Below are 18,775 nucleotides of genomic sequence, written 5' to 3'. Positions count from 1 at the left end.
ATCATGCCCCCTGGGGTATGAGTTAGGGTTCCCGCATGAGTAAAAGTCCCGCGTCCACGCGATCGCTGGCCGCCCTCGTCGTCGGCAATGTCCTCGGCGGCATCGGCGTCGCTTCCGGCATTGCGGTCGGCGCCCTGTTGGTGGCGTCGATGGGCGGCGTGGAACTCGCCGGCTTCGGCCAGGCCCTCAGCGTGCTCGGAGCGGCGCTGCTCGCCGTGCCCCTGGCCAACCTCGCGGCGCGCCGCGGGCGCCGTCGGTCCCTCGCCACGGGGTACGCGGTCGCGGCGCTGGGTGCGCTGATCGTCCTGGTGGGCGCGTGGCTCGGGTGGTTCTGGTTGCTCCTCCTCGGCCTGCTGGCGTTCGGTTCGGCTCAGGCGACCAATCTCCAGACGCGGTACGCCGCCTCGGAGCTCGCCACCCCTGAGCGCCGCGCGACCATCATGTCGATCGTCATCTGGGCCACCACGATCGGTTCGGTGCTCGGCCCGAACCTGTCGAGCGTGGGCGCCGCGGTCGGCCGCCGGATAGCGCTGCCGGATCTCGCCGGCCCCTATCTGTTCAGCCTCACCGGGTTCGTCCTGGCGGGCCTGGTCATCGTCCTGCTGTTCGCGGCACGCCGGGCACCGCTCACCGGACCGGAGCCCGGCCCCGCCCCCGCCAAACCGGCCAAGACCGTCGGTGCCCTCGCTGCGCTGCGCTGGGCCAGTCACCACCCGGTCGCCCGTTTCGCGGTGCTGCTGATCGTCGTCGGCCACGCCGTCATGGTCGGGATCATGTCGATGACGCCGGTGCAGCTCGGACATCACGGCCACGGGCTGCAGGCGGTCGGGCTCGTCATCAGCCTCCACATCCTGGGCATGTATGCCCTCAGTCCCCTCGTCGGCTGGCTCGCCGACCGGTTCGGCGCGATGCGCACATCGCTCGTGGGGCTGATCCTGCTCGGCCTGTCGGCCGTCGTCATCCTCGCGGCGCCGAGCGCTTTCGTCTCTGTCACGATCGCGCTCGTGCTCCTCGGCGTGGGCTGGTCCTTCACGACCATCTCCGGTTCCGCGCTCCTCGCCCGCGTCGATGCCGGCGAGGTCCGCGTTCCCCTGCAGGGCGCGACGGATGCGCTCATGAACTACGGCGCCGCGACCGCCGCGCTCCTGGGTGGCCCGCTGCTGGCCTGGATCGGCTTCGGCGGGCTCGCGATCGCGGCGGGCGCGTTGATCCTCCCGGCCGCTGCGGTCGGCTGGTACGCCCGACGCCACCGGGACGCTGCTTTCGCTGGCAGCGACCAGCGATGAGTATGGTGCGGACGTGACTGTCGGATTGAAGGCATGGGTGCGCCGGCGCGTCACCGTTCCACGGGACGTGATCGTGCTGGGCATCATCGCGTTCTGTGTCGCGGTCGGGTTCGGCGTGGTCGTCCCGGTCCTGCCGGTGTTCGCGAAATCGTTCGAGGTCACGAACTTCCAGGTCGCGATGGTCGTGTCCGCGTTCGCCTTCCTGCGCCTGCTGACCAGCCCGCTCTGCGGCCGCATCTCCGACTGGCTGGGTGAGCGCGCCACGCTGGCCGTGGGCATCTTCATCGTCGCGGCATCGAGCGTGGTCGCCGGCCTGTCCACCAGCTATCTGATGCTCCTGCTGTCGCGGGGACTCGGTGGCATCGGCTCAGCGATGTTCACCGTCTCGGCCATGACCCTGCTGTTGAAATCGGCTCCCCCGGCCATGCGCGGACGGGCGGCGGGATTCTTCCAGAGCGGTTTCCTGATCGGCGGCATGACCGGCCCCGCGATCGGCGGCCTGCTCACCCACATCGCGCTGACCGCGCCCTTCTTCTTCTATGCCGCGACCCTCGCGGTCGCCGGCACGGTCGGTCTGCTCCTGCTCTCTCGACCCGATCGGTCGGTCGACACCAAGTCCCACGCAGCGGTGCTGCCGATGCGCACGGTCGCCGCCGATCCCCGCTATCAAGCCGCGGTGGTCTCGAACCTGGCCCAGGGCTGGAACAACTTCGGTGTCCGCAATGCCCTCATCCCGATCCTCGTCGTCGAAAGCCTCCACCGGAATCCGGCCGAGACGGGGTATGCGTTCGCGATCGCCGCGATCGTCCAGACCCTCGCGCTCGGCCCGGTCGGCAAGTTCGTCGACTCCGTCGGCCGCAAGCCCGCCATGATTTCCGGCGGCATTCTCGGCGCGCTGGTCATGCTGGCGGTGCCGCTGGTGCCGAACTTCTGGCTCCTCGTGGTCGTGTTGTGTCTCGGTGGCGTCGCGGCAGCGGCCCTCGGCACGGCACCCGCAGCCTCGGTCGGCGACGCGGCCGGCGCCAGAAGCGGCACACCCGTCGCGGTGTTCTCCATGGCCTCCGATCTCGGCGCGATCGTCGGCCCCCTCGTCGCGGGCCTGCTCGCCGACACCGTCTCGATGACCGTGGGCTTCGCGGTGGGCGCGGCGCTCTTTGCGCTGGGGGCGCTGGTGTCGGTGCGCATGCCCAGTGGCGTACCCAACGCGAAGTCCCCCGCCCCGACCCCGACCGAGCCGCCGACGACCCAACTGGCCAATCCCGAGGACCTGAAGTGACCCCGCTCCCCCTGTCGGAGATCATCGCGCCGGACTGGGCGGAGGCGCTTTCCCCGGTGGCGTCCGACATCAGTCGGATGGGCGACTTCCTGCGGGCCGAGAATGCGGCCGGACGGGGCTACTTGCCCGCCGGCGCCGATGTGCTGCGTGCGTTCACGCTGCCGCTCGCGCAGGTGCGCGTGCTGATCGTGGGCCAGGACCCCTATCCGACACCGGGCCACCCGGTCGGGCTCTCGTTCTCTGTCGGCCCCGACGTCCGGCCCCTGCCGAAGTCTCTCATCAACATCTATCGGGAGCTGCAGGACGACCTGGGAATCCAGCCGGCGACCTCCGGCGACCTGACGCCGTGGTTCGACCAGGGCGTGCTCCTGCTCAATCGGGTCCTCACCGTCCGACCGGGCAAGTCCGGCTCGCACCGCGGCAAGGGCTGGGAGATCGTCACCCAGCGCGCGATCGAGGCGCTCGCCGAGCGCGGCGGCCCCTTGGTCGCGATCCTCTGGGGTCGTGACGCCCAATCGGTGACCCAGTGGCTGGGGAACACCGCCCACATCGCCTCCGCCCACCCCTCTCCCCTGTCGGCCCACAGCGGGTTCTTCGGCTCCCGACCGTTCTCGCGGGCCAATGTCCTCCTCACGGAGCAGGGCGCAACCCCCATAGATTGGAACCTCAACAACCGCTGAGGAAGCAGGAATCATGTACATCGTTTCCAACCGCATCAACGTCGGCGCCGACGGCGCCGGGGCGTTCGAGAAGGTGTTCACCGAGAGCATGCGGACAACGCTCGCCGGTGTCCCGGGTCTCCACCGCGTGACGCTGCAGCGTCCTGCCCGCCCCGGGCTCCCCTATGTCTCGACGATGGAGTTCGACAGCGCCGACGACTTCAAGGCGTGGCTCGGCTCCGACTCGTTCAAGAAGTCCCACTCCGACGACCAGGCACCCGGCATGCAGGCGCCGTCGGAGGTCGAGATGCACGAGTTGATCGAGGACATTTCGTTCTGACGCATACTGGCCCCATGTTCTTCGGACGCAAGCCAGTCATGGTCTCCGCTGCGGAGGCGCTCCCGGGGCGGAATGTCCCGGTCTATCCGGTCGGGCTCCGCCACGAGGTCTTCGGCATCCCCATCGACTCCACCCCCGAGGGCACCGAGGTCGCCTATTTCGCACTCGGCTGCTTCTGGGGCGAGGAGAAGATGTTCTGGAACACCGAGGGCGTGCGGAACACGGCCGTCGGCTATCAGGGCGGTTTCACGCCGAACCCCACCTACGAGGAAGTCTGCTCCGGCCTGACCGGGCACACCGAGACCGTGCGGGTGTGCTTCGACCCGACGGTCGTCTCCTATGCGGAGTTGGTCCGGCAGTTCTTCGAGGCCCATGACCCGACCCAGGGGTTCCGGCAGGGCAACGACGTCGGCACGCAATATCGGTCAGCGCTGTTCGTCTCCGCCGACCAGGAGCCGATCGCGCGCGCCGGCGCGGAGACGGCCCAAGCGGCCTATTCGGCAGCCGGTTTCGGGCAACTCACCACCGAGATCGCCGACGGCGGGGAGTTCTTCTTCGCCGAGGACTATCACCAGCAATACCTGCTGAAGAATCCCGCCGGTTATTGCCCGGTGCACGCCACGGGGGTGGCGTGCGGCTGAGCGATACGGTGCGGGGGTGAGCAGCGCAGACCACGCCCCGCCGACGTGGCGGACGCCCGCCGGAGTGATTGTCGGTCGACGGGACGGCAGGGTCGTGCGGGCGACCGGGATTCGGTACGCGCGGGCCGCGCGGTTCGAACGTCCGGTTCCCGAGCCCGGTTCGCCGACACCGATCGACGCAACCGAGCCCGGTCCCGCGTGTCCGCAGGCGCGCTCACCGCTGCTCGAGGGTCTGCTCGCCAACCCGCTCGGCGATCTCCCGCACGACGAGGACTGCCTGCGTCTGTCGGTCACCGCCCCCGCAGGTGCGCAGCCGGGCGACCGACTTCCGGTGATCTTCTGGATCCACGGCGGTGCTTATATCTGGGGCGCCGGCGATGCGCCGGTGTTCGATCCCGTCGCGCTGGTGGGCGAGCAGCGCGTGATCGTCGTGAACGTCACCTATCGGCTCGGCATTTTCGGCTATCTCCGCACGCGGCTCAGCCCTGCGAACCTCGGGCTCCTCGACCAACTCGAGGCACTGCGCTGGGTCAAAGAGAACATCCATGGCTTCGGCGGCGACCCGGACAACATCACCGCCTCGGGCCAGTCGGCCGGCGCGGACGCCGTTGCGCACCTGATGATCGCCGACGGTGCCGAGGGCCTGTTCCGGCGTGCGGTGCTCGCGAGCCCGCCGTTCGGCGTCCTGCCGAATCGCACCCGCATGACCGCCGCCATGGCCAAGGCCGCTGACCGGATTCCCGCCGACCTCGACGCGGCCGACCTGGTCGCTGCCCAGCGCCGCGTCCACGCGAGCGTGCAGCGCTTCGGGCTGAAGGCGGCGATGGCGTTCGGCGTGCAATACGCGCACGATCCCCTCCCCCACGAACGCGACCGGGACGAAGCCTGGCGCGCGGTCGCCCGCCGGGTCGATGTGCTGCTGGGGTGGACGGCCCGCGAGGGCTCGTTGTTCACCGTCGAGGCGCTCGCCCGGCTGACCCGCACGCCCGCGCTGGGCCCGCTGACCCAACGGGCGGCCGTCGAGTGGGTGTCGCGGGTGATCTATTCGGCGCCCGGCCGTGCGTTCGGCGTACGCCACCGCGCCGCCGGTGGGCGAGGCTACCGTTACGTGCTCGACTTCGGCGGACCCGGCAACCCCTATCGGGCTGCGCACATGATCGACGGTGCGCTCATGTTCTGGCGACCCGATGTCTGGGCCGACTCACCGCTGCTCGCCGGCCTCAGCCGGCAGCAGATCGACGAGGCCGGGCATCACCTGCGCGCCATCTGGGGCGACTTCGCCCGCACGGGAACCGTGGCGCCGGTCCACCGTGCGGGCATCATCCGGCTCGATCCGCTCTGAGGCGGAGCGGAGCTCAGTTGCCATATGGGTTCTGGCCGCTCGGCGGCTGCCCCGGGCCCCACTGCTGCTGCCCCGGGCCCCACTGCTGCTGCCCCGGGCCCCACTGCTGTTGCCCCGGGCCCCACTGCTGGGGTGCTTGGCCCGGCTGCACGCCGCCATAGCCCGGGGCCCCGAAAGCATTGACGAGTTCGTTGCGGCGGAGCTGGTCGACATACATGACCGTGACATAGCTCGCCAGGAACGGTGTCGCGAGCAGCTGCACGGCGATCTGCAACACGGTGATCACGGCCATGAACGGGAGCATCGCCAAGAAGACCCCAGCGCCGTCACCGGATTGTTCGGCGCTCTGCAGCGCAGGAGTCATGGCCATTTGCGGGATGATCTGCACGACATAGCTGATCGCCCCGACGATCAGGCTGGCGACGAGGTAATAGCCGAGCGTGCGCAACACGTTGCCCTTGGTCAACGCCCACGACCGCTTGAGACCCTCGATGGCCGAACGGTCCTCGACGGCGAGGGCGGGGATCAAATAGAGGAAGCGGATCTGCAGATAGACCGCGGCAATGCCGAGCACCAGCATGACCACGACGAAGAGCAGGGTCACACCCACGACGGCGCCGACTGCATCACCCGGGCTGCTGCTCCGGCCGGCACTCAGGACGACGCCGAAGAAGAGCCCGAAGAAAGCTCCAAAGACGACGAAGATCGCGGCAACGAGCGCCAGAGCGAGCACCAGCACGCGGAGAGCAACCCCGGCGGTCCGTCGGAACAATTCGCCCAAGGAACTGGACCGCCCGTGGATGGCGTCGTGCGCCCCGAGCACCAGCATCGACTGCGCCTTGATCTGGATCAGGAACGCACCGAACGTCGCGACGAAGATCGCGATGATGCCCAGGATCAGCATGGCAGCCGCGGAGCGCTGCTGGATCGAGCTGAAGATGCCGACGATGAACAGCGCAACTGCGCCGAACACCAGGATCGCGGTCAGGACTCCTTGCAGAAGCGCGATCACGACGAACGTGCTCAACCTCTGCTTGAGCACGCGGACAGCGCCGCTGAGGGTCGCGCCGAGATCCAGCGGGCTCGGTCGGAGAACTTCGGGGGATGGGATAGCCATGTCCCCCACTGTAAGGAGACGATGGGCCGGGTCCGGTCGGTGTTCATGTGACGTCCGGCATGCCGTGGTCGGGCCTTGCTGCCCGCATGCGGTGCGCTCGAGCATCGACGAGGCCGAGGCAGCGCAGACATTGGCCATGGCTCCCCGCAGTCACCGGTTGATGCGGCACGATGAGCCTGTGCATCGTGACAGGCCGAGTTGTTTCACCGCAGTCCCCGTCCGCGCATTCGCCATGCGCCCCGACACCTGGGCCGCGGCGCAGTGGGCCTTGGGCGCAACGTTCCGGGCTTTCGAGCAGGCGACGACATTCGCCGTGCACGCGCCCGCCGCGACCCGGGTTGTCCTCGAGATCTATGCGGCTGCCGCCGGCCACGTCGCTGCCGCGGCGTTCACGATGGACCGGGGTGAGGACGGCGTCTGGCGGGCGAAGCTCGGCAATGCCGGCCCGGGCACCCTCTATGCGTTCCGCTGCTGGGGCCTGAACTGGCCCTTCGATCCGGCCTGGACGCGGCACGGGTCGGCCGCCGGATTCATCGCCGACGTCGACGGGTCAGGGAACCGGTTCAACCCCAACAAGGTGCTCTTCGATCCCTACGCCTTGGAGATCTCCCACAACCTGCTGGCCCCCGAGATCCAGCGGACCGGCGGGGATCCGATCATCTTCGCCACCGGCGGCGCCCTCCACCGTGGACGTCCCCGACGGGAGATCGACACCGGGCTCTGGGCCCCGAAAGGCGTGGTCGTCGCCGACAACGCCACCACCGGCGTGCGACCGCGGCTGCCGGCCGAGGATGCCGTGATCTACGAGGCCCACGTCGGGAATCTGACCCGCCACCCGAGCGCGCTCAGGCTCTCGCAGATCCTCTCGGGCGAGCCGGGCTTCGAGGAGGTGGTCGACATCCCGGACTTCCTGCAGGGGACGTACGCGGGCGCGGGTCTGCTGGCGCCCTATCTCAGGGCGCTCGGCGTGACAACCATCGAACTGCTGCCGATCCACGAGACCAACAGCTCTCCGCGGGCCCGGGACCGTGCTGCCGTGAACCACTGGGGCTATCAGACGATGGGCTACTTCGCGCCCAATCGGGCGTACTCCTCGGACCGCTCCCGCGGCGGCCCCACCCGCGAGTTCAAGCGCATGGTGCGCGACTTCCACGCCGCCGGGATCGAGGTCTATCTGGACGTCGTCTACAACCACACCGCGGAGGGCGGCAACTGGGGCGGCGACCGGGACTCGACCGGGTTCACGTCGTTGGGCGGGTTCGCGGTGAACGATTACTACGTCCAGACCAACGACCACCTGCTGATCGACGGTGCGACCGGCAGCTCGAACCAGCTCAACCACTCCTCCGCCGCCACGCAGCAACTGGTGCTGGACTCCCTCACCCACTGGATCAACGAGTTCGGCATCGACGGCTTTCGGTTCGATCTGGCACCGGTGCTGGGCCGCACCCCGAACGCGTTCGAGCGGGAGCACTGGGAGGACCAGAAGAGGTTCTTCAGCACCCATCCGCTGCTCGCCGCGGTCGCGGACCTCGCCGAGTCGAAGCACGTCGAGGTCATCGCCGAGGCATGGGACCTGTGGGGCTATGAGGTGGGCAACTTCCCCTGCGGCTGGGGTGAATGGAACGGCCGCTATCGCGACGCGGTCCGGGCGTTCCTGAAAGGCGACGGCAACACCCACGAGTTCATGGAGATGGTCAACGGCGACTACCACAACTTCAACGACCAGGGCGGGCCGCAGCGGTCGATCAACTTCGTCACCGCCCATGACGGCTTCTGTTTGATGGACCTGGTGTCCTTCATCACTCCGGTGAACGATCAGCCGTGGCCGTTCGGGCCGTCCGACGGGGGCTGCTTCGACAACCTCGCCTGGGACTCCGGCGGCGACCACGCCCTGCGGCGCACGCGGCTGCGCAACTTCCTGACGGTGCTTGTGCTCTCGCGCGGGGTGCCGATGTTCACGTCCGGCGACGAATACGGTCGCACGCAGAACGGCAACAACAACCCGTGGTCGCTGAACGCCATCGGCATGTGGAACAACTGGGCCCAGGCCGTGTCACCCACGCCGACGCAACTCCCGGTGGATCCGTCCGCGCCGGACGATGCGGCGTACTTCGACGTGTTCGGCACCGCACCCACCGACCACAACCCGGTCTTCCGGTTCACCCGCGCCCTGCTGCAGCTGCGAGCCGCGCGGCATTCCCTGCGCCAGCGGAACTACGGCAACCAGATCCTGGATGACGACGATGTCTCCTATTTCTTCGCGCGACCCGATGGCGGGCGAGTGCGGAACGGCGACCGGAGCGTACGCCTCCACATCGATTCCTCCGGCGTCGGCGAGCCCGACCTGCTGGTGCTCATCAACCAGACGCCGGGGGTCGTGTCGTTCGCGACTCTTCCGGACCACCGGTGGGCCCGCCTCATCGACACCGCGGCCTGGGCCGAGGCGCACGACAACGTGTGGACGGCAGACGGGGAGCTGATTCCGGCGACGTACGCGGTGCGGCCCTGGTCGATCGCCGTGCTCGTCGACACGACCGAGCGGACCTGACCTCAGCTGTGGCGCACCGACGCCACCGCGCGATCGATCAACGGTCCCGCCTCGCTGCCCGGGCGCTGGAAGGTGATCAGCTGGGCCCATTTGTTGCCCTGCTCGGCATCGATGACATAGATGTCGACGACCAGGGGCGCCGGGGCGCTGGCGCCGGTGTATTCGACCCGCGTGTGAAACGTGGGCATCCCGCCGAGGGTCGTCCGCGTCGTGGTCGGCGCACCGGCCCGGGTCGGCTCATCCACGGACAGGGTCCCTTCGAGGCACGCGGCGGTGAGCGCGCCGGCCGTGCTCTGGTCGGCGAAACCGTTTTCGAACCGGATGCCGCCGAGCGTGATCCCGGCCTCGTTGTCCGCGCCATCGAGGCGGATCGCCCCCAGGGAGACGTGGTCGTCCATCCAGGTCCAATAGCCGGGGTCGAACGAGAACGTCCACTCCGGCACGGCGTCATAGACGACACCGGTCGACTGCGGCTGGGGCTGCGAGCGGCGGTTGAACACGGCGTTGCCACCGCTGCAGTCCAACTCCGCCTCCTCACCGGGCGGCATGGTCGGGGCGTTCGTCGCGCCGCCGCCCGATGGGGGCACGGGCTGCATCGTCCGTGGTCGCGGGGTCTCGGCTGTCTGCGGTGCAGCGTTCCGGGTCGTGACGAGGAATCCGCCCACCCCGATGAGCACGAGCACCAGCGCCGCAGCGACCGCGACGATCACGCCGGCCCGCGGGCGGGCCGGGCCCGGGGGCGCGGGAGTGGGCCGGCCCGTGGGACCCGAGGGCGGGGGTCCCGACGGCATCGGCCACGGCGTTCGCGGATGGCTCGTGGTGGCGGTGGTCCAGGCGTGGCCATTCCAGAACCTGAATCGTCCGGGCTCGCCGCTCGGGTCGGTGTACCACCCCGGTTGCTGCATGTGCACGACCTCCTCGCGGGGCGACGCTACTGCGTCACAAGGCCGGATCCGGGCGGGTGGACTTCCGCGCGGGACGGTACGCCGACACGCTTGGGTCACCGGACACCCAGAAGCGCCACGGCCGCTCGACCGCACGGCTGACCCCGACCCGCGGCCCACTGACGATGCTCGGTTCCGCCACCCGCGGCAGCAGGTCGACGGTCCCTGCGAGCGACAACAGATCCGTGCCGTTGCCCAGAAGCGTGATGCCCAGCGCGCGCGTCAGACAGCCCGGCCCCCGGGCGAGCCGATGGTCCGGGACACCCGGGCGTCGTTCGCGCGCGCACTCCCTCCCCTCGATCACCGCACCCGCCCGCACGAGCACACCGCCACCGACCCCCTCGGGCGTGCAGATCACGTTCGCGCAGAAGTGTCCGTGCATGGTGTAGACGTAAAGCCTTCCGGGCGGCCCGAACATGACCGCGTTCCGTCGCGTCACCCCCCTGTACGCATGCGACGCCGGATCCGCCGCCCCCGCATAGGCCTCCACCTCGGTGATCCGCACCGCGACCTCGCCCCGGCGCAGGACCATGCCGAGCAGCAGGGGTGCGGTGACAAGCGCGGACGGATCGAGCTCGACAGTCATGCCGCAAGGCCCAGGGTCATCTCCGCAACGACATCGGGATCCCCGCAGACGACGACGTGCTCGACGTTCCGGGTGTGCGAAACCGTGCCGACCTTCACACCCTGCGGATTGAAAACGCCGAGCCGGGCGCCGATATAGCGATCGAACGCATAGTCGAGCACCTCGACCGCACCGCGCACCGCGCACATGTCGACCAGTTCCGGCAACGGCACGAAACCCTCGTTGGAGAACGACACGATGACTACGTCCGCGTTGACCGTCTCGAGGACGCGGGCGAACTCGCCCGGCATCGTGCGCTTGCTGTTCCAGCGACTCTTGAGCTCGGGATCGCGGGCGTCGATGCGTTTGCAGGCGACCCCGTAGTGCTCCGGCGCATCGCCGCGCGCCAGCGTCTCCCACACGTGGTAGTTGTTCAGATAACGGTGCTGGTTGTAGGGCGGGTCGAGATAGGCGAGGTCCACCCGCGGCAGGTCGGTCACGATCTCGGCGGCATCGCGCCGGTGGGCCCGGCCCGTGCCGGGGGCGGGCTCCGGGAGTCGCATCCGCAGGCGGTGATAGGACCGGGGCGCCCATTCCTTCAGATATGCCATCTGCAGCCCGACCGTCGAGTCGACCCGGTCGGCCGCCTCCAGCAGGCTGGTCAGCAGCAGCGGGCGGAGCGGGGAGTCTGCGTACCATTCGTCGATCCCCGCCCGGATCGCATCGATCCGCAGGCCGTTGTGCGGCTGGAAATAGCGGGCCTTCTCGCAGAACACCTCGGTCACATAGCCGCGTCGGTCCGGCAAGGATTCGAGCCTCTGGATCGCCTCGGCGAGCTCGGCACGATCGATCGTGTCAGGGTCCGTTTCGACATAGCACTGGGCGAGCACATGGGCATAGGTCGCGGTGTCGTTGGCGTGCACGAAGCCCCCGCGTCGGTTGAATTCCTGCGCGACGCGGGTTGTTCCGGTGAACAGGTCGAGGGCCGTCCGCGCACCACTGCGCGTGAACAACTCGCCGAGGACCGGCACCAGGGTCCGTTTGGAGCCCAAGTACTTGATCATCCCGCCCATCGTAGGCTGACCAACGTGCATCCGGCCTCGCTCACCCGACGAGTCGTCCAGCTCGCACTGGTGCTGGCTGTGGCGCTCATCACCATCGGTCAGATTCTGCGTCCCGGGTTGAACCAGGACGTCCGCTACGTCATCGGGGTCCTCGACAGTGCGGGCGCCGCCGGCGTGCCCTGGACGGAAGTCTGGGCGCACCGGCCGATGGCCGCGCGCGGGGTGGTGGCGCTGCTCGCGGCGCTGTCACCCGGGGAGTTCTGGGTGCAGGAGGTCGCTTTCCGGACGTGGTGCGTGGCGTTCGCCGCGGGCGCTGCGGTCGTCTTGTGGCGGGGTGTGCGCGGATGGAGTACGCCGCGGGTGGCGCTGTGGTCCGCTCTCGCTGTGGGTGCGGCTCTCGCCTGGGCACCGGGCTGGGATTTCGCGGAGCCGGAGTGGTTTGCCGCAGTCCTCGCGGTGGCGGCGATCGGGCTCGCGCTGTGGGCGGCTCCCACGGCACCGGCAGAAGGGGCGGCGGCACCGCTCCGGCACAGCGCGCGGTGGCAGCCGGCCGCTGCGGGTCTGCTGCTCGGCCTGGTCGTGCTCCTCAAGTTCACCACCGCGGCGACGGCGCTCGCCGCTCTGCTCGTGATCCTGGTCGTCGATCGCGACCGGGCGATCCGGGCGGCGATCTTCACCGGCCTGAGCGCAACCGGTCTCCTGGCGCTCACCGTCCTGCTCGAGCCCCGCGAATGGCAGTGGATCGGGGACATGCCGACCTTGAACCCGGGCTTCAGCGCAGGTGCGCTGCCGAAGGTCGTCGAGGGTCTGGTGAACTCGGCCATCGTGTCGCCGGCGACGTTGGTGGGCCTGGTCGCAATCGGCTGGCTGCTGCTGAATGGAGGAAGGGACCGCCGGGTGGGCTTCGCGGCCCTTGCGGTGCTTGTCGTGCTCACCGTGCCGTTCCTCGTCCAGCAGCAGAATTTCCTCTATCACCTGGCGGGCCTGCCGATGGCAGCCGCCGGGCTGACGGGCGCCGTGGCCGCCCGCTGCCGCCGGCTCCCGTCGGCGCTGCCGATCACCGCGATCCTGGGCCTGCTGTCGAGCGTCGGTGTGTTCGCGATCGGCCCCCGGACACGGTCTGCGAACTGGTGGGTGGGCGCGGCGGTGGTGGCGGCTGTGCTGGTGATCGGGCTCGCACTGCTGGCGAGACGTCGCCGAGCGCGGGGTGTGGGGCGCGCGGCCACGGTGCTGCTGATCGCGGTTGCGTGCTTGGCCCCGCTGGTGGTGACGGCATCGCCGCGGACGGCGTACTCCTTCTCCCTCGCCCACAACCGCACCACACCCGCTGACAATCTCGGCCATGCGCTCGCCGGCGCGGACCGTCGGGAGCGCGTTCGCGCTGTGCTGCCGGGCGACGACCGCGTGGTCTATCTATCCTTCGCGGCGCCCTATTGGGTGGGGAATCCGAGCCCGTGCGCCTATGTTTCCCCCACGTTCCTCCAGCGCGCCCACGGTCAGCACAGCGGCGCAATCGCGGCCACCACGAGCTATGCGGAAAACTTGGCGTGCCTCGACGACCCGTCGGTGCAGGCAATCGTCATCGAACCCGGGTGGTTCGACCTCGACCGGGCACGCCCTGAAGTCCGGGCTGGCCTCCGCGCCAACTTCGACTGCGGACGGCGCATCGATGTCGAGGACTTGGTGATCTGTCCTCGGCGTTAGCCCCGGGATCAGACCTGGTTCGACGCGAAGGTGTTGCAGGCGTTCGGGTCACCGGTGTTGTAGCCCGTCGCCAGCCAGCGCTTCCGGCTCTCCGCCGACCCATGGGTCCACGCGTCAGGGTTGACCCGCCCCTGCGTGCGCTCCTGGATTCGGTCGTCACCGACGGACCGCGCCGCGTCCATCGCCCGGTTGAGGTCGTCCTGCGTGACCTCGGCGATCGGACCGCTGGGGTCATTGACGACGTGCTTGAACCAGACACCCGCATAGCAGTCGGCCTGGAGTTCGAGGCGAACCTGCGGGGAATCCGGGCCGGTCTGCTGACCCGCGCGCTGTGCCTGCTCCATCACGCCGGTCAGGTTCTGAATGTGGTGGCCGTATTCGTGGGCGATCACATAAGCCTCAGCGGCGTCACCGCCCTGGGCCCCCAGTTGCCTCAGCATCTGATCGAAGAAGGTCTCGTCCAGATAGATCGTGCTGTCCGCGGGGCAATAGAACGGACCCACCGCCGACGTTGCGGTGCCGCAGGCCGTGGTCACCTGGTTGCTGAAGATGCGGGTCTGGGTCATCTGATAGCCGCTGTAGGCCTGGGACCAGTAGTCCTGGATCGAGTTCGTGTACGCCACCCAGCGGCACTCGCGGTTCTGCTCGATGTCGGCGCCTGTCTGGCAATGCGCATAGGCGTTCGAGTCCGGTCTGCTCTCGGTCTGACCGCCGCCCGCCAAGCCGGTGAGATCCACACCGAACAACTGGCTGAGGATGAACAGCAGGATCATGGTGCCGATGCCGCCGCCGACGGCGATGCGTCCGCCACCGCCTCCGCCACCCGACACCTGACCGGAATCCAATCGAGCGTTGTCGTTGTATCGCACCGCTGCCTCCTGGGACCCGACCCGGAGCATTCATGCCCCGGTGAACGGGGTTCAGCATACTCAGGAGTACCTAAGTCCGCACCGACCGGATCCCTCCCACTCTCGCGGCGCCACCGCCGCTCCGGGGAGCGGGCCCACGAGCGGCCTATGATGGGCGGATGCGCATCGTCTGTGTTTCCGCACCGGGCGGCGCCGAACTGTTCGCGAGCCAATTGGCCCATGGTGAAGACCCCCGCATCGCCGTGTGGCAGCACGGCCTTCGGTTCGCCCGCCCCTTGACCGCCCGCCGTGACGGCGAGGACATCGTCCTGACGGTCCAAGGGGCTCCCCATTCCCATGTGCACGTGCGTGCCCGTCGGCCCCGGGGGCTCGATCCCGACGCCGACATCCAGCCGGGCGAGATCCCGGAGGTGCGCCAGCGCATCGCTGCGTACGCGATCGTCTCCTCCCCCCGCGGCCTTCTCGCCACCCAGTTCTCCGACCAGACCCACGTGCCAGGCCAGTGGGGACTGCCCGGTGGTGGCGTCGACCCGGGTGAGGAACCCTTCGAAACCGTGATCCGCGAGGCCATGGAGGAAACCGGCCAGTGCATCACGCCGGAAGCACTCGTCGATGTGCAGAGCGACCACTGGATCGGGCGCGCCCCCAACGGCGTGCTCGAGGATTTCCACGCCATCCGGCTCGTCTATCGAGCGCACTGCACCGACCCGACCGATCCTGTCGTCCACGACGTCGGCGGCACCACGGCCGCAGCGATGTGGGTGCCGTGGGACGAGATCCGACGGCACCGCTGGACCTCCGGGACCCGGTCACTGTTGGACCGCCACCTCTGAGTTGCAGCACAGTCCGCTCTGGGATTCCCTGCGCAGCCCTGGGGATTCCGGCGCGGTCCGCTCTGGGGATTCCGGCGCAGTCCGCTCTCGTGCGGATTCGGGCCCGCCGGGCAGAGCCCCCGCGTCTGCACCCTGAGATGTACCAGCACAGGAGGCACCATCCGCAATGGAGCGATGCTGCCCCTCACAGCGGGACATCTCAGGGGTCGGACGGCCGGAGCGCCGGCGTACCCCGGCTCGCCATCCCCAACGAATGCTCCTCGCCCAGAACGCCCCATTCCTCGCCCCAACGTTCCGCAACAGCAAAAGGCCCGCCGGGAGATCCCGACGGGCCCTGCTGGTGGATGATCAGCGGCGGAAATAGGAGATGATCCGCAGCATCTCGATATACAGCCACACCAAGGTCACGGTCAGACCGAAGGCGGCCTTCCAGGACTGGCTGGCCGGCGCACCCATCTGCACCCCGCGCTCGATGTAGTCGAAGTCCAGGATCAGGTTGAGCACGGCGAGCACGACAGCCAGAGCGGAGACCCCGATCGCGAGAAGGCTGACCTCACCGGTCACCCCGGAGCGCAGCCCCAGGCCGGCACCACCGTTGACGCCAGCGAGCGCCAGACCGAAGTTGAGCAGGGTCACGACCGCGAACGCGATGGTCGCGATGACGATGACCTTGGTGAACTTGGGCGTGACGCGGATGTTGAAGAACTTGTACGCAGCCAGCGTCAGCGCAGCGGCCACGAAAGTGGCGAAGACCGCCTGGACGACGATGCCGGGATAAAAGGTCTCGAAGACCTTCGACATGCCGCCGACGAACACGCCCTCGACGATGGCGAAGAGGAAGACGAGTCCCGGCGAGATCGCGCGACGGAACGCCACGATGAAGGTCAGCACGACGGTCGCCAGCGCGGCGCCGATCGTGGCCGGCATCAGCAGGTTGATCGGCATGAAGAAGAACGCGGCGGCTGCCACGATCACCACGATGCCGAGCATGATGCCCGTCTTGGTGACGACGTCGTCGAAGGTCATAACCCCCTGGTCGCGCGGGCCGCGTTGCGGATCCTGCGGGCCATAGCCGTGCTGCCCGGGGTACTGCTGCCCGGGATATTGCGGGTGCTGTTGATATCCCGCCTGGGAGCCCGGGGTGAAGGCGTCCTGACGCGAGAGCACGGGGTTCGAACTGCGAAGCATGCTTCCTCCTGTCGGGGGCGCGTCCACGCCCACTCCTCATTCTATTGGAGCAACGAAGTCGCTCCGGCTGTTCCCGCGCCGCGGTCGGGGAGGTCCCTGATGTACCCCCGACGAGATTCGAACTCGCACTTGGGCGGGTTTAAGCCGCCTGCCTCTGCCATTGGGCTACGGGGGCCGGGTGGCGTTCGGCACCGCCGAACCGCTCCGAGCCTAGTCCTCCTCCGTGTGAGCGAGGAGGCCGTAGGCCAGCCCGTCCAGGATGTCGTGCTCGCTCACGGTCATCGGGACCTCCACCCGGGCTGCGATCCGCATGCAGATCAGTGCCCCGCCGGCGATCACTTCGGCGCGCAGCGGGGGCAGCAGCGGCGAGACGAGTTCGGCGACCGGGGTGGTGCACAGGCCGCCCGTCACCGCCTCGATGGCTTCGCGCGGCATCACCACCCCCTGGACTGCCGCGCGATCGTATTCGGCGAGACCGAGCAGCAGTGCCCCCATCGAGGTCACGGTGCCCGCGACACCGACCCAACCTCGCACGTCCGAGAAGTCGAAAAGATCGAGTTGTTCATCCACGAACTGGATTGCTGCGGCGAGTTCGTCCCGGGTCGGCGGGTCCGCGAGGAGGAAGCGTTCCCGCAGGCGCACGGATCCCATGTCGAGGGAGGCCGCGCGCTCGATCCGTTCGGTGCCGACGACGAGTTCGGTCGAGCCGCCGCCGATGTCGGTCACCAGCACTGCGCCGTCGACTGGCGGTACGCCGGCCAGCGCGCCCGCGAAGGTCAGCGCCGCCTCCTCGGCACCGGTGATGATCTCCCCCGGCACCCCCAGCCTGTTCCCCACGCCCTCGAGGAATGCTGCAGGATCGGCCACGCTGCGGGCCGCCGACGTGGCAACGAACCGCACCCGCTGCACGCCGAGATCGGCGATATCCCGCGCGTACTCCTCCAGAGCGGAAAACGTGCGCTCCAACGCCGCCGGTGCGAACTCGCCCGTGGCGTCCACGCCCTCGCCCAGGCGCACGAGACGGAGCCGGCGGTCGACTTCGATCACCGACCCGTCCGGTCGGCCCTCGAGCACGAGCAGCCGCAGCGAGTTGGTGCCGCAGTCGATCGCGGCGACCCTCACCGCGCGGACTCGTCGCTGAGACAGGGCCGGGTCCAGAACTCCCCCAGCGCCCGGACGGCCTCGTCACCCAGCGGGTTGACGCCCTCCCCCGCCGCCAGTGCGTGTCCCACCAGCACGTGGAGGCATTTCACCCGGGTCGGCATTCCGCCAGCGCTGATCCCCTCGATCTCGGGAACATGGCCGAGGGTGGCGCGATCGGCGAGGTACGCCTCATGGGCACGTTCATAGCCCGCAGCGAGCTTCTCATCGGTTGCGAGACGCTCGGTCATCTCCGCCATCAGCCCTTGCGACTCCAGAGTCGAGCAGGCGGACGACGCGCGCGGGCAGGTGAGGTAATAGGTCGTCGGGAACGGCGTTCCGTCGGGCAGCCGCGGCTCGGTGGCGACCACCCCTGGCTTGCCGCAGGGACAGCGCCACGCGATCCCGGCCACTGCGCGTGCGGGCCGCTGGAGCTGCTCGGCGAGAACACGCTCGTCGTCGGGACCCATCGGTTCCAGGTTCATGACATCTCCGGTTCCCAGATCTTCATCCACCGGACGTTAGCCGCTCATGCGCCCCGGGGAGCGGGGGGTCGCGGTGCCGGTCGGACGCGCGCTGGAGGTCGGCGTCGCCGTCGCTCGGCGCGGTGTGGGAGTGGTCGTCACCCGCGGCGTGGGGGTGGCAGTGCGCTTCGGGGTCGGGGTCGGCGACGGTGAGGGGGTCCGCGTGCCGTCGGTGATCGGCGGTTTCGGCTCCGGGGTCGCCTGCGGGCTGCCCGGCTCGGGAATCGGCTCGTCAGCGGCTTGGATCGAGCCCCACATGCGCTCCCACCATGTTTGCGGTTCGGGCGCACCCGGGTCGAATCCCGGCCGGTCGAGATGCTGCCCGATGGGCTGGCCATCGGCATCGAGGACGCGATAGCCGGTTTCGCCCGGCACGACCCAACCCAGCCTTGTCCGCGCCTGGGCCCGGACGAAGGCCGGATCGTCCCAACGGGCGAGCTCGGCGTTCAACTCGTCGATCTGCTCCTGCGAGCGGGCGATGGATTCCCGGTTGGCGGCATTGGCCTGCTCCGTTTCAAACCAAGTCCGCAGGCTGGTGCCATAGGACATCATCAGGAGCAGCACGACCACGATGAGCGCCACTGCCCGTCGCGTGAACAACCCGCGTGGCGGACCGGCAGAGGTCAACGTCGTGGCGGTCTCGTCCTCGGTGTTGTTCACCAGAGGCACCGGGCGAGAACCCGCCCGGGATCGAGGCCGCCTGCGACCCGGGCCGGAGCCCGGGCGACGGTT

General features: G+C 69.1%; 18 protein-coding genes and 1 tRNA gene. 9 read left to right on the top strand and 10 right to left on the bottom strand.

Features of this window, described 5'->3' with window-relative positions:
- Nucleotides 1-35 precede the first annotated feature (35 nt).
- From ACQ260_RS08315 to ACQ260_RS08290, 6 genes are read left to right on the top strand one after another with little or no spacing between them, the layout of a single operon-like run.
- The gene (locus ACQ260_RS08315; protein WP_432558962.1) at nucleotides 36-1,286 is read left to right on the top strand and encodes an MFS transporter; all 1,251 of its coding nucleotides are present in this window, start codon (nucleotides 36-38) and stop codon (nucleotides 1,284-1,286) included.
- A 13-nt stretch (nucleotides 1,287-1,299) separates the two neighbouring features.
- Nucleotides 1,300-2,562: an MFS transporter gene (locus ACQ260_RS08310; protein ID WP_432558961.1), complete on the top strand. Its 1,263-nt coding sequence runs from the start codon at nucleotides 1,300-1,302 to the stop codon at nucleotides 2,560-2,562.
- Nucleotides 2,559-3,242 (top strand): uracil-DNA glycosylase, encoded by a 684-nt coding sequence (locus ACQ260_RS08305; protein ID WP_432558960.1) that lies wholly within the window; start codon nucleotides 2,559-2,561, stop codon nucleotides 3,240-3,242. Before ACQ260_RS08310 ends, ACQ260_RS08305 begins: the two co-directional genes overlap by 4 nt.
- 13 nt (nucleotides 3,243-3,255) lie before the next feature.
- Complete coding sequence (locus ACQ260_RS08300; RefSeq protein WP_432558959.1) at nucleotides 3,256-3,561, top strand: antibiotic biosynthesis monooxygenase family protein; 306 nt, start codon at nucleotides 3,256-3,258, stop codon at nucleotides 3,559-3,561.
- A 14-nt stretch (nucleotides 3,562-3,575) separates the two neighbouring features.
- Nucleotides 3,576-4,202: a peptide-methionine (S)-S-oxide reductase MsrA gene (gene msrA, locus ACQ260_RS08295; RefSeq protein WP_432558958.1), complete on the top strand. Its 627-nt coding sequence runs from the start codon at nucleotides 3,576-3,578 to the stop codon at nucleotides 4,200-4,202.
- A 16-nt stretch (nucleotides 4,203-4,218) separates the two neighbouring features.
- The gene (locus ACQ260_RS08290) at nucleotides 4,219-5,544 is read left to right on the top strand and encodes a carboxylesterase family protein (RefSeq protein ID WP_432558957.1); all 1,326 of its coding nucleotides are present in this window, start codon (nucleotides 4,219-4,221) and stop codon (nucleotides 5,542-5,544) included.
- 13 nt (nucleotides 5,545-5,557) lie between these two features.
- Here ACQ260_RS08290 and ACQ260_RS08285 read toward each other — a convergent pair whose 3' ends face one another.
- Entirely contained in the window at nucleotides 5,558-6,661 is a 1,104-nt protein-coding gene (locus tag ACQ260_RS08285; RefSeq protein WP_432558956.1) for a DUF7847 domain-containing protein, read from the bottom strand.
- Nucleotides 6,662-6,893: 232 nt separating this feature from the next.
- Here ACQ260_RS08285 and ACQ260_RS08280 point away from each other — a divergent pair, with 232 nt between their 5' ends.
- Nucleotides 6,894-9,212, top strand: coding sequence for an alpha-amylase family glycosyl hydrolase (locus ACQ260_RS08280; protein WP_432558955.1), 2,319 nt, complete (start codon nucleotides 6,894-6,896; stop codon nucleotides 9,210-9,212).
- A gap of 2 nt (nucleotides 9,213-9,214) precedes the next feature.
- Here ACQ260_RS08280 and ACQ260_RS08275 read toward each other — a convergent pair whose 3' ends face one another.
- The 3 genes from ACQ260_RS08275 to ACQ260_RS08265 are packed head-to-tail and all read right to left on the bottom strand — an operon-like array spanning nucleotide 9,215 to nucleotide 11,785.
- Nucleotides 9,215-10,117, bottom strand: coding sequence for a DUF2510 domain-containing protein (locus ACQ260_RS08275; protein WP_432558954.1), 903 nt, complete (start codon nucleotides 10,115-10,117; stop codon nucleotides 9,215-9,217).
- A gap of 34 nt (nucleotides 10,118-10,151) precedes the next feature.
- Nucleotides 10,152-10,742, bottom strand: a complete 591-nt coding sequence (locus tag ACQ260_RS08270; RefSeq protein WP_432558953.1) for a DNA-3-methyladenine glycosylase — start codon at nucleotides 10,740-10,742, stop codon at nucleotides 10,152-10,154.
- Nucleotides 10,739-11,785, bottom strand: a complete 1,047-nt coding sequence (locus ACQ260_RS08265) for a DNA adenine methylase (protein ID WP_432558952.1) — start codon at nucleotides 11,783-11,785, stop codon at nucleotides 10,739-10,741. The genes ACQ260_RS08270 and ACQ260_RS08265 overlap by 4 nt, the downstream gene beginning before the upstream one ends.
- Before the next feature lie 24 nt (nucleotides 11,786-11,809).
- Between ACQ260_RS08265 and ACQ260_RS08260 the strand changes: the two genes are divergently transcribed.
- Nucleotides 11,810-13,489: a hypothetical protein gene (locus tag ACQ260_RS08260; RefSeq protein ID WP_432558951.1), complete on the top strand. Its 1,680-nt coding sequence runs from the start codon at nucleotides 11,810-11,812 to the stop codon at nucleotides 13,487-13,489.
- A gap of 8 nt (nucleotides 13,490-13,497) precedes the next feature.
- Here ACQ260_RS08260 and ypfJ read toward each other — a convergent pair whose 3' ends face one another.
- Nucleotides 13,498-14,358 (bottom strand): KPN_02809 family neutral zinc metallopeptidase, encoded by an 861-nt coding sequence (ypfJ, locus tag ACQ260_RS08255; RefSeq protein WP_432558950.1) that lies wholly within the window; start codon nucleotides 14,356-14,358, stop codon nucleotides 13,498-13,500.
- A 158-nt stretch (nucleotides 14,359-14,516) separates the two neighbouring features.
- Here ypfJ and ACQ260_RS08250 point away from each other — a divergent pair, with 158 nt between their 5' ends.
- Nucleotides 14,517-15,191, top strand: coding sequence for an NUDIX hydrolase (locus ACQ260_RS08250; protein WP_432558949.1), 675 nt, complete (start codon nucleotides 14,517-14,519; stop codon nucleotides 15,189-15,191).
- 348 nt (nucleotides 15,192-15,539) lie between these two features.
- On the opposite strand, the gene ACQ260_RS08245 is transcribed toward ACQ260_RS08250, so the two are convergent.
- The 5 genes from ACQ260_RS08245 to ACQ260_RS08225 form a co-directional block, all read right to left on the bottom strand.
- The gene (locus ACQ260_RS08245; RefSeq protein ID WP_432558948.1) at nucleotides 15,540-16,379 is read right to left on the bottom strand and encodes a Bax inhibitor-1/YccA family protein; all 840 of its coding nucleotides are present in this window, start codon (nucleotides 16,377-16,379) and stop codon (nucleotides 15,540-15,542) included.
- A gap of 102 nt (nucleotides 16,380-16,481) precedes the next feature.
- Nucleotides 16,482-16,554, bottom strand: a tRNA-Leu gene (locus ACQ260_RS08240).
- Between the two features lie 35 nt (nucleotides 16,555-16,589).
- Nucleotides 16,590-17,501: a Ppx/GppA phosphatase family protein gene (locus tag ACQ260_RS08235; protein WP_432558947.1), complete on the bottom strand. Its 912-nt coding sequence runs from the start codon at nucleotides 17,499-17,501 to the stop codon at nucleotides 16,590-16,592.
- Entirely contained in the window at nucleotides 17,498-18,004 is a 507-nt protein-coding gene (locus ACQ260_RS08230) for a DUF501 domain-containing protein (RefSeq protein ID WP_432558946.1), read from the bottom strand. Before ACQ260_RS08230 ends, ACQ260_RS08235 begins: the two co-directional genes overlap by 4 nt.
- A gap of 36 nt (nucleotides 18,005-18,040) precedes the next feature.
- Nucleotides 18,041-18,703 (bottom strand): FtsB family cell division protein, encoded by a 663-nt coding sequence (locus ACQ260_RS08225; protein WP_432558945.1) that lies wholly within the window; start codon nucleotides 18,701-18,703, stop codon nucleotides 18,041-18,043.
- Nucleotides 18,704-18,775 lie beyond the last annotated feature (72 nt).

It is taken from the genome of Ammonicoccus luteus (genome assembly GCF_050880385.1).
In the GTDB taxonomy this organism is placed as follows: Bacteria; Actinomycetota; Actinomycetes; order Propionibacteriales; family Propionibacteriaceae; genus Enemella.
Note: the sequence above shows the minus strand (reverse complement) of the source record. Positions and strands in the feature narration are given on the sequence as shown.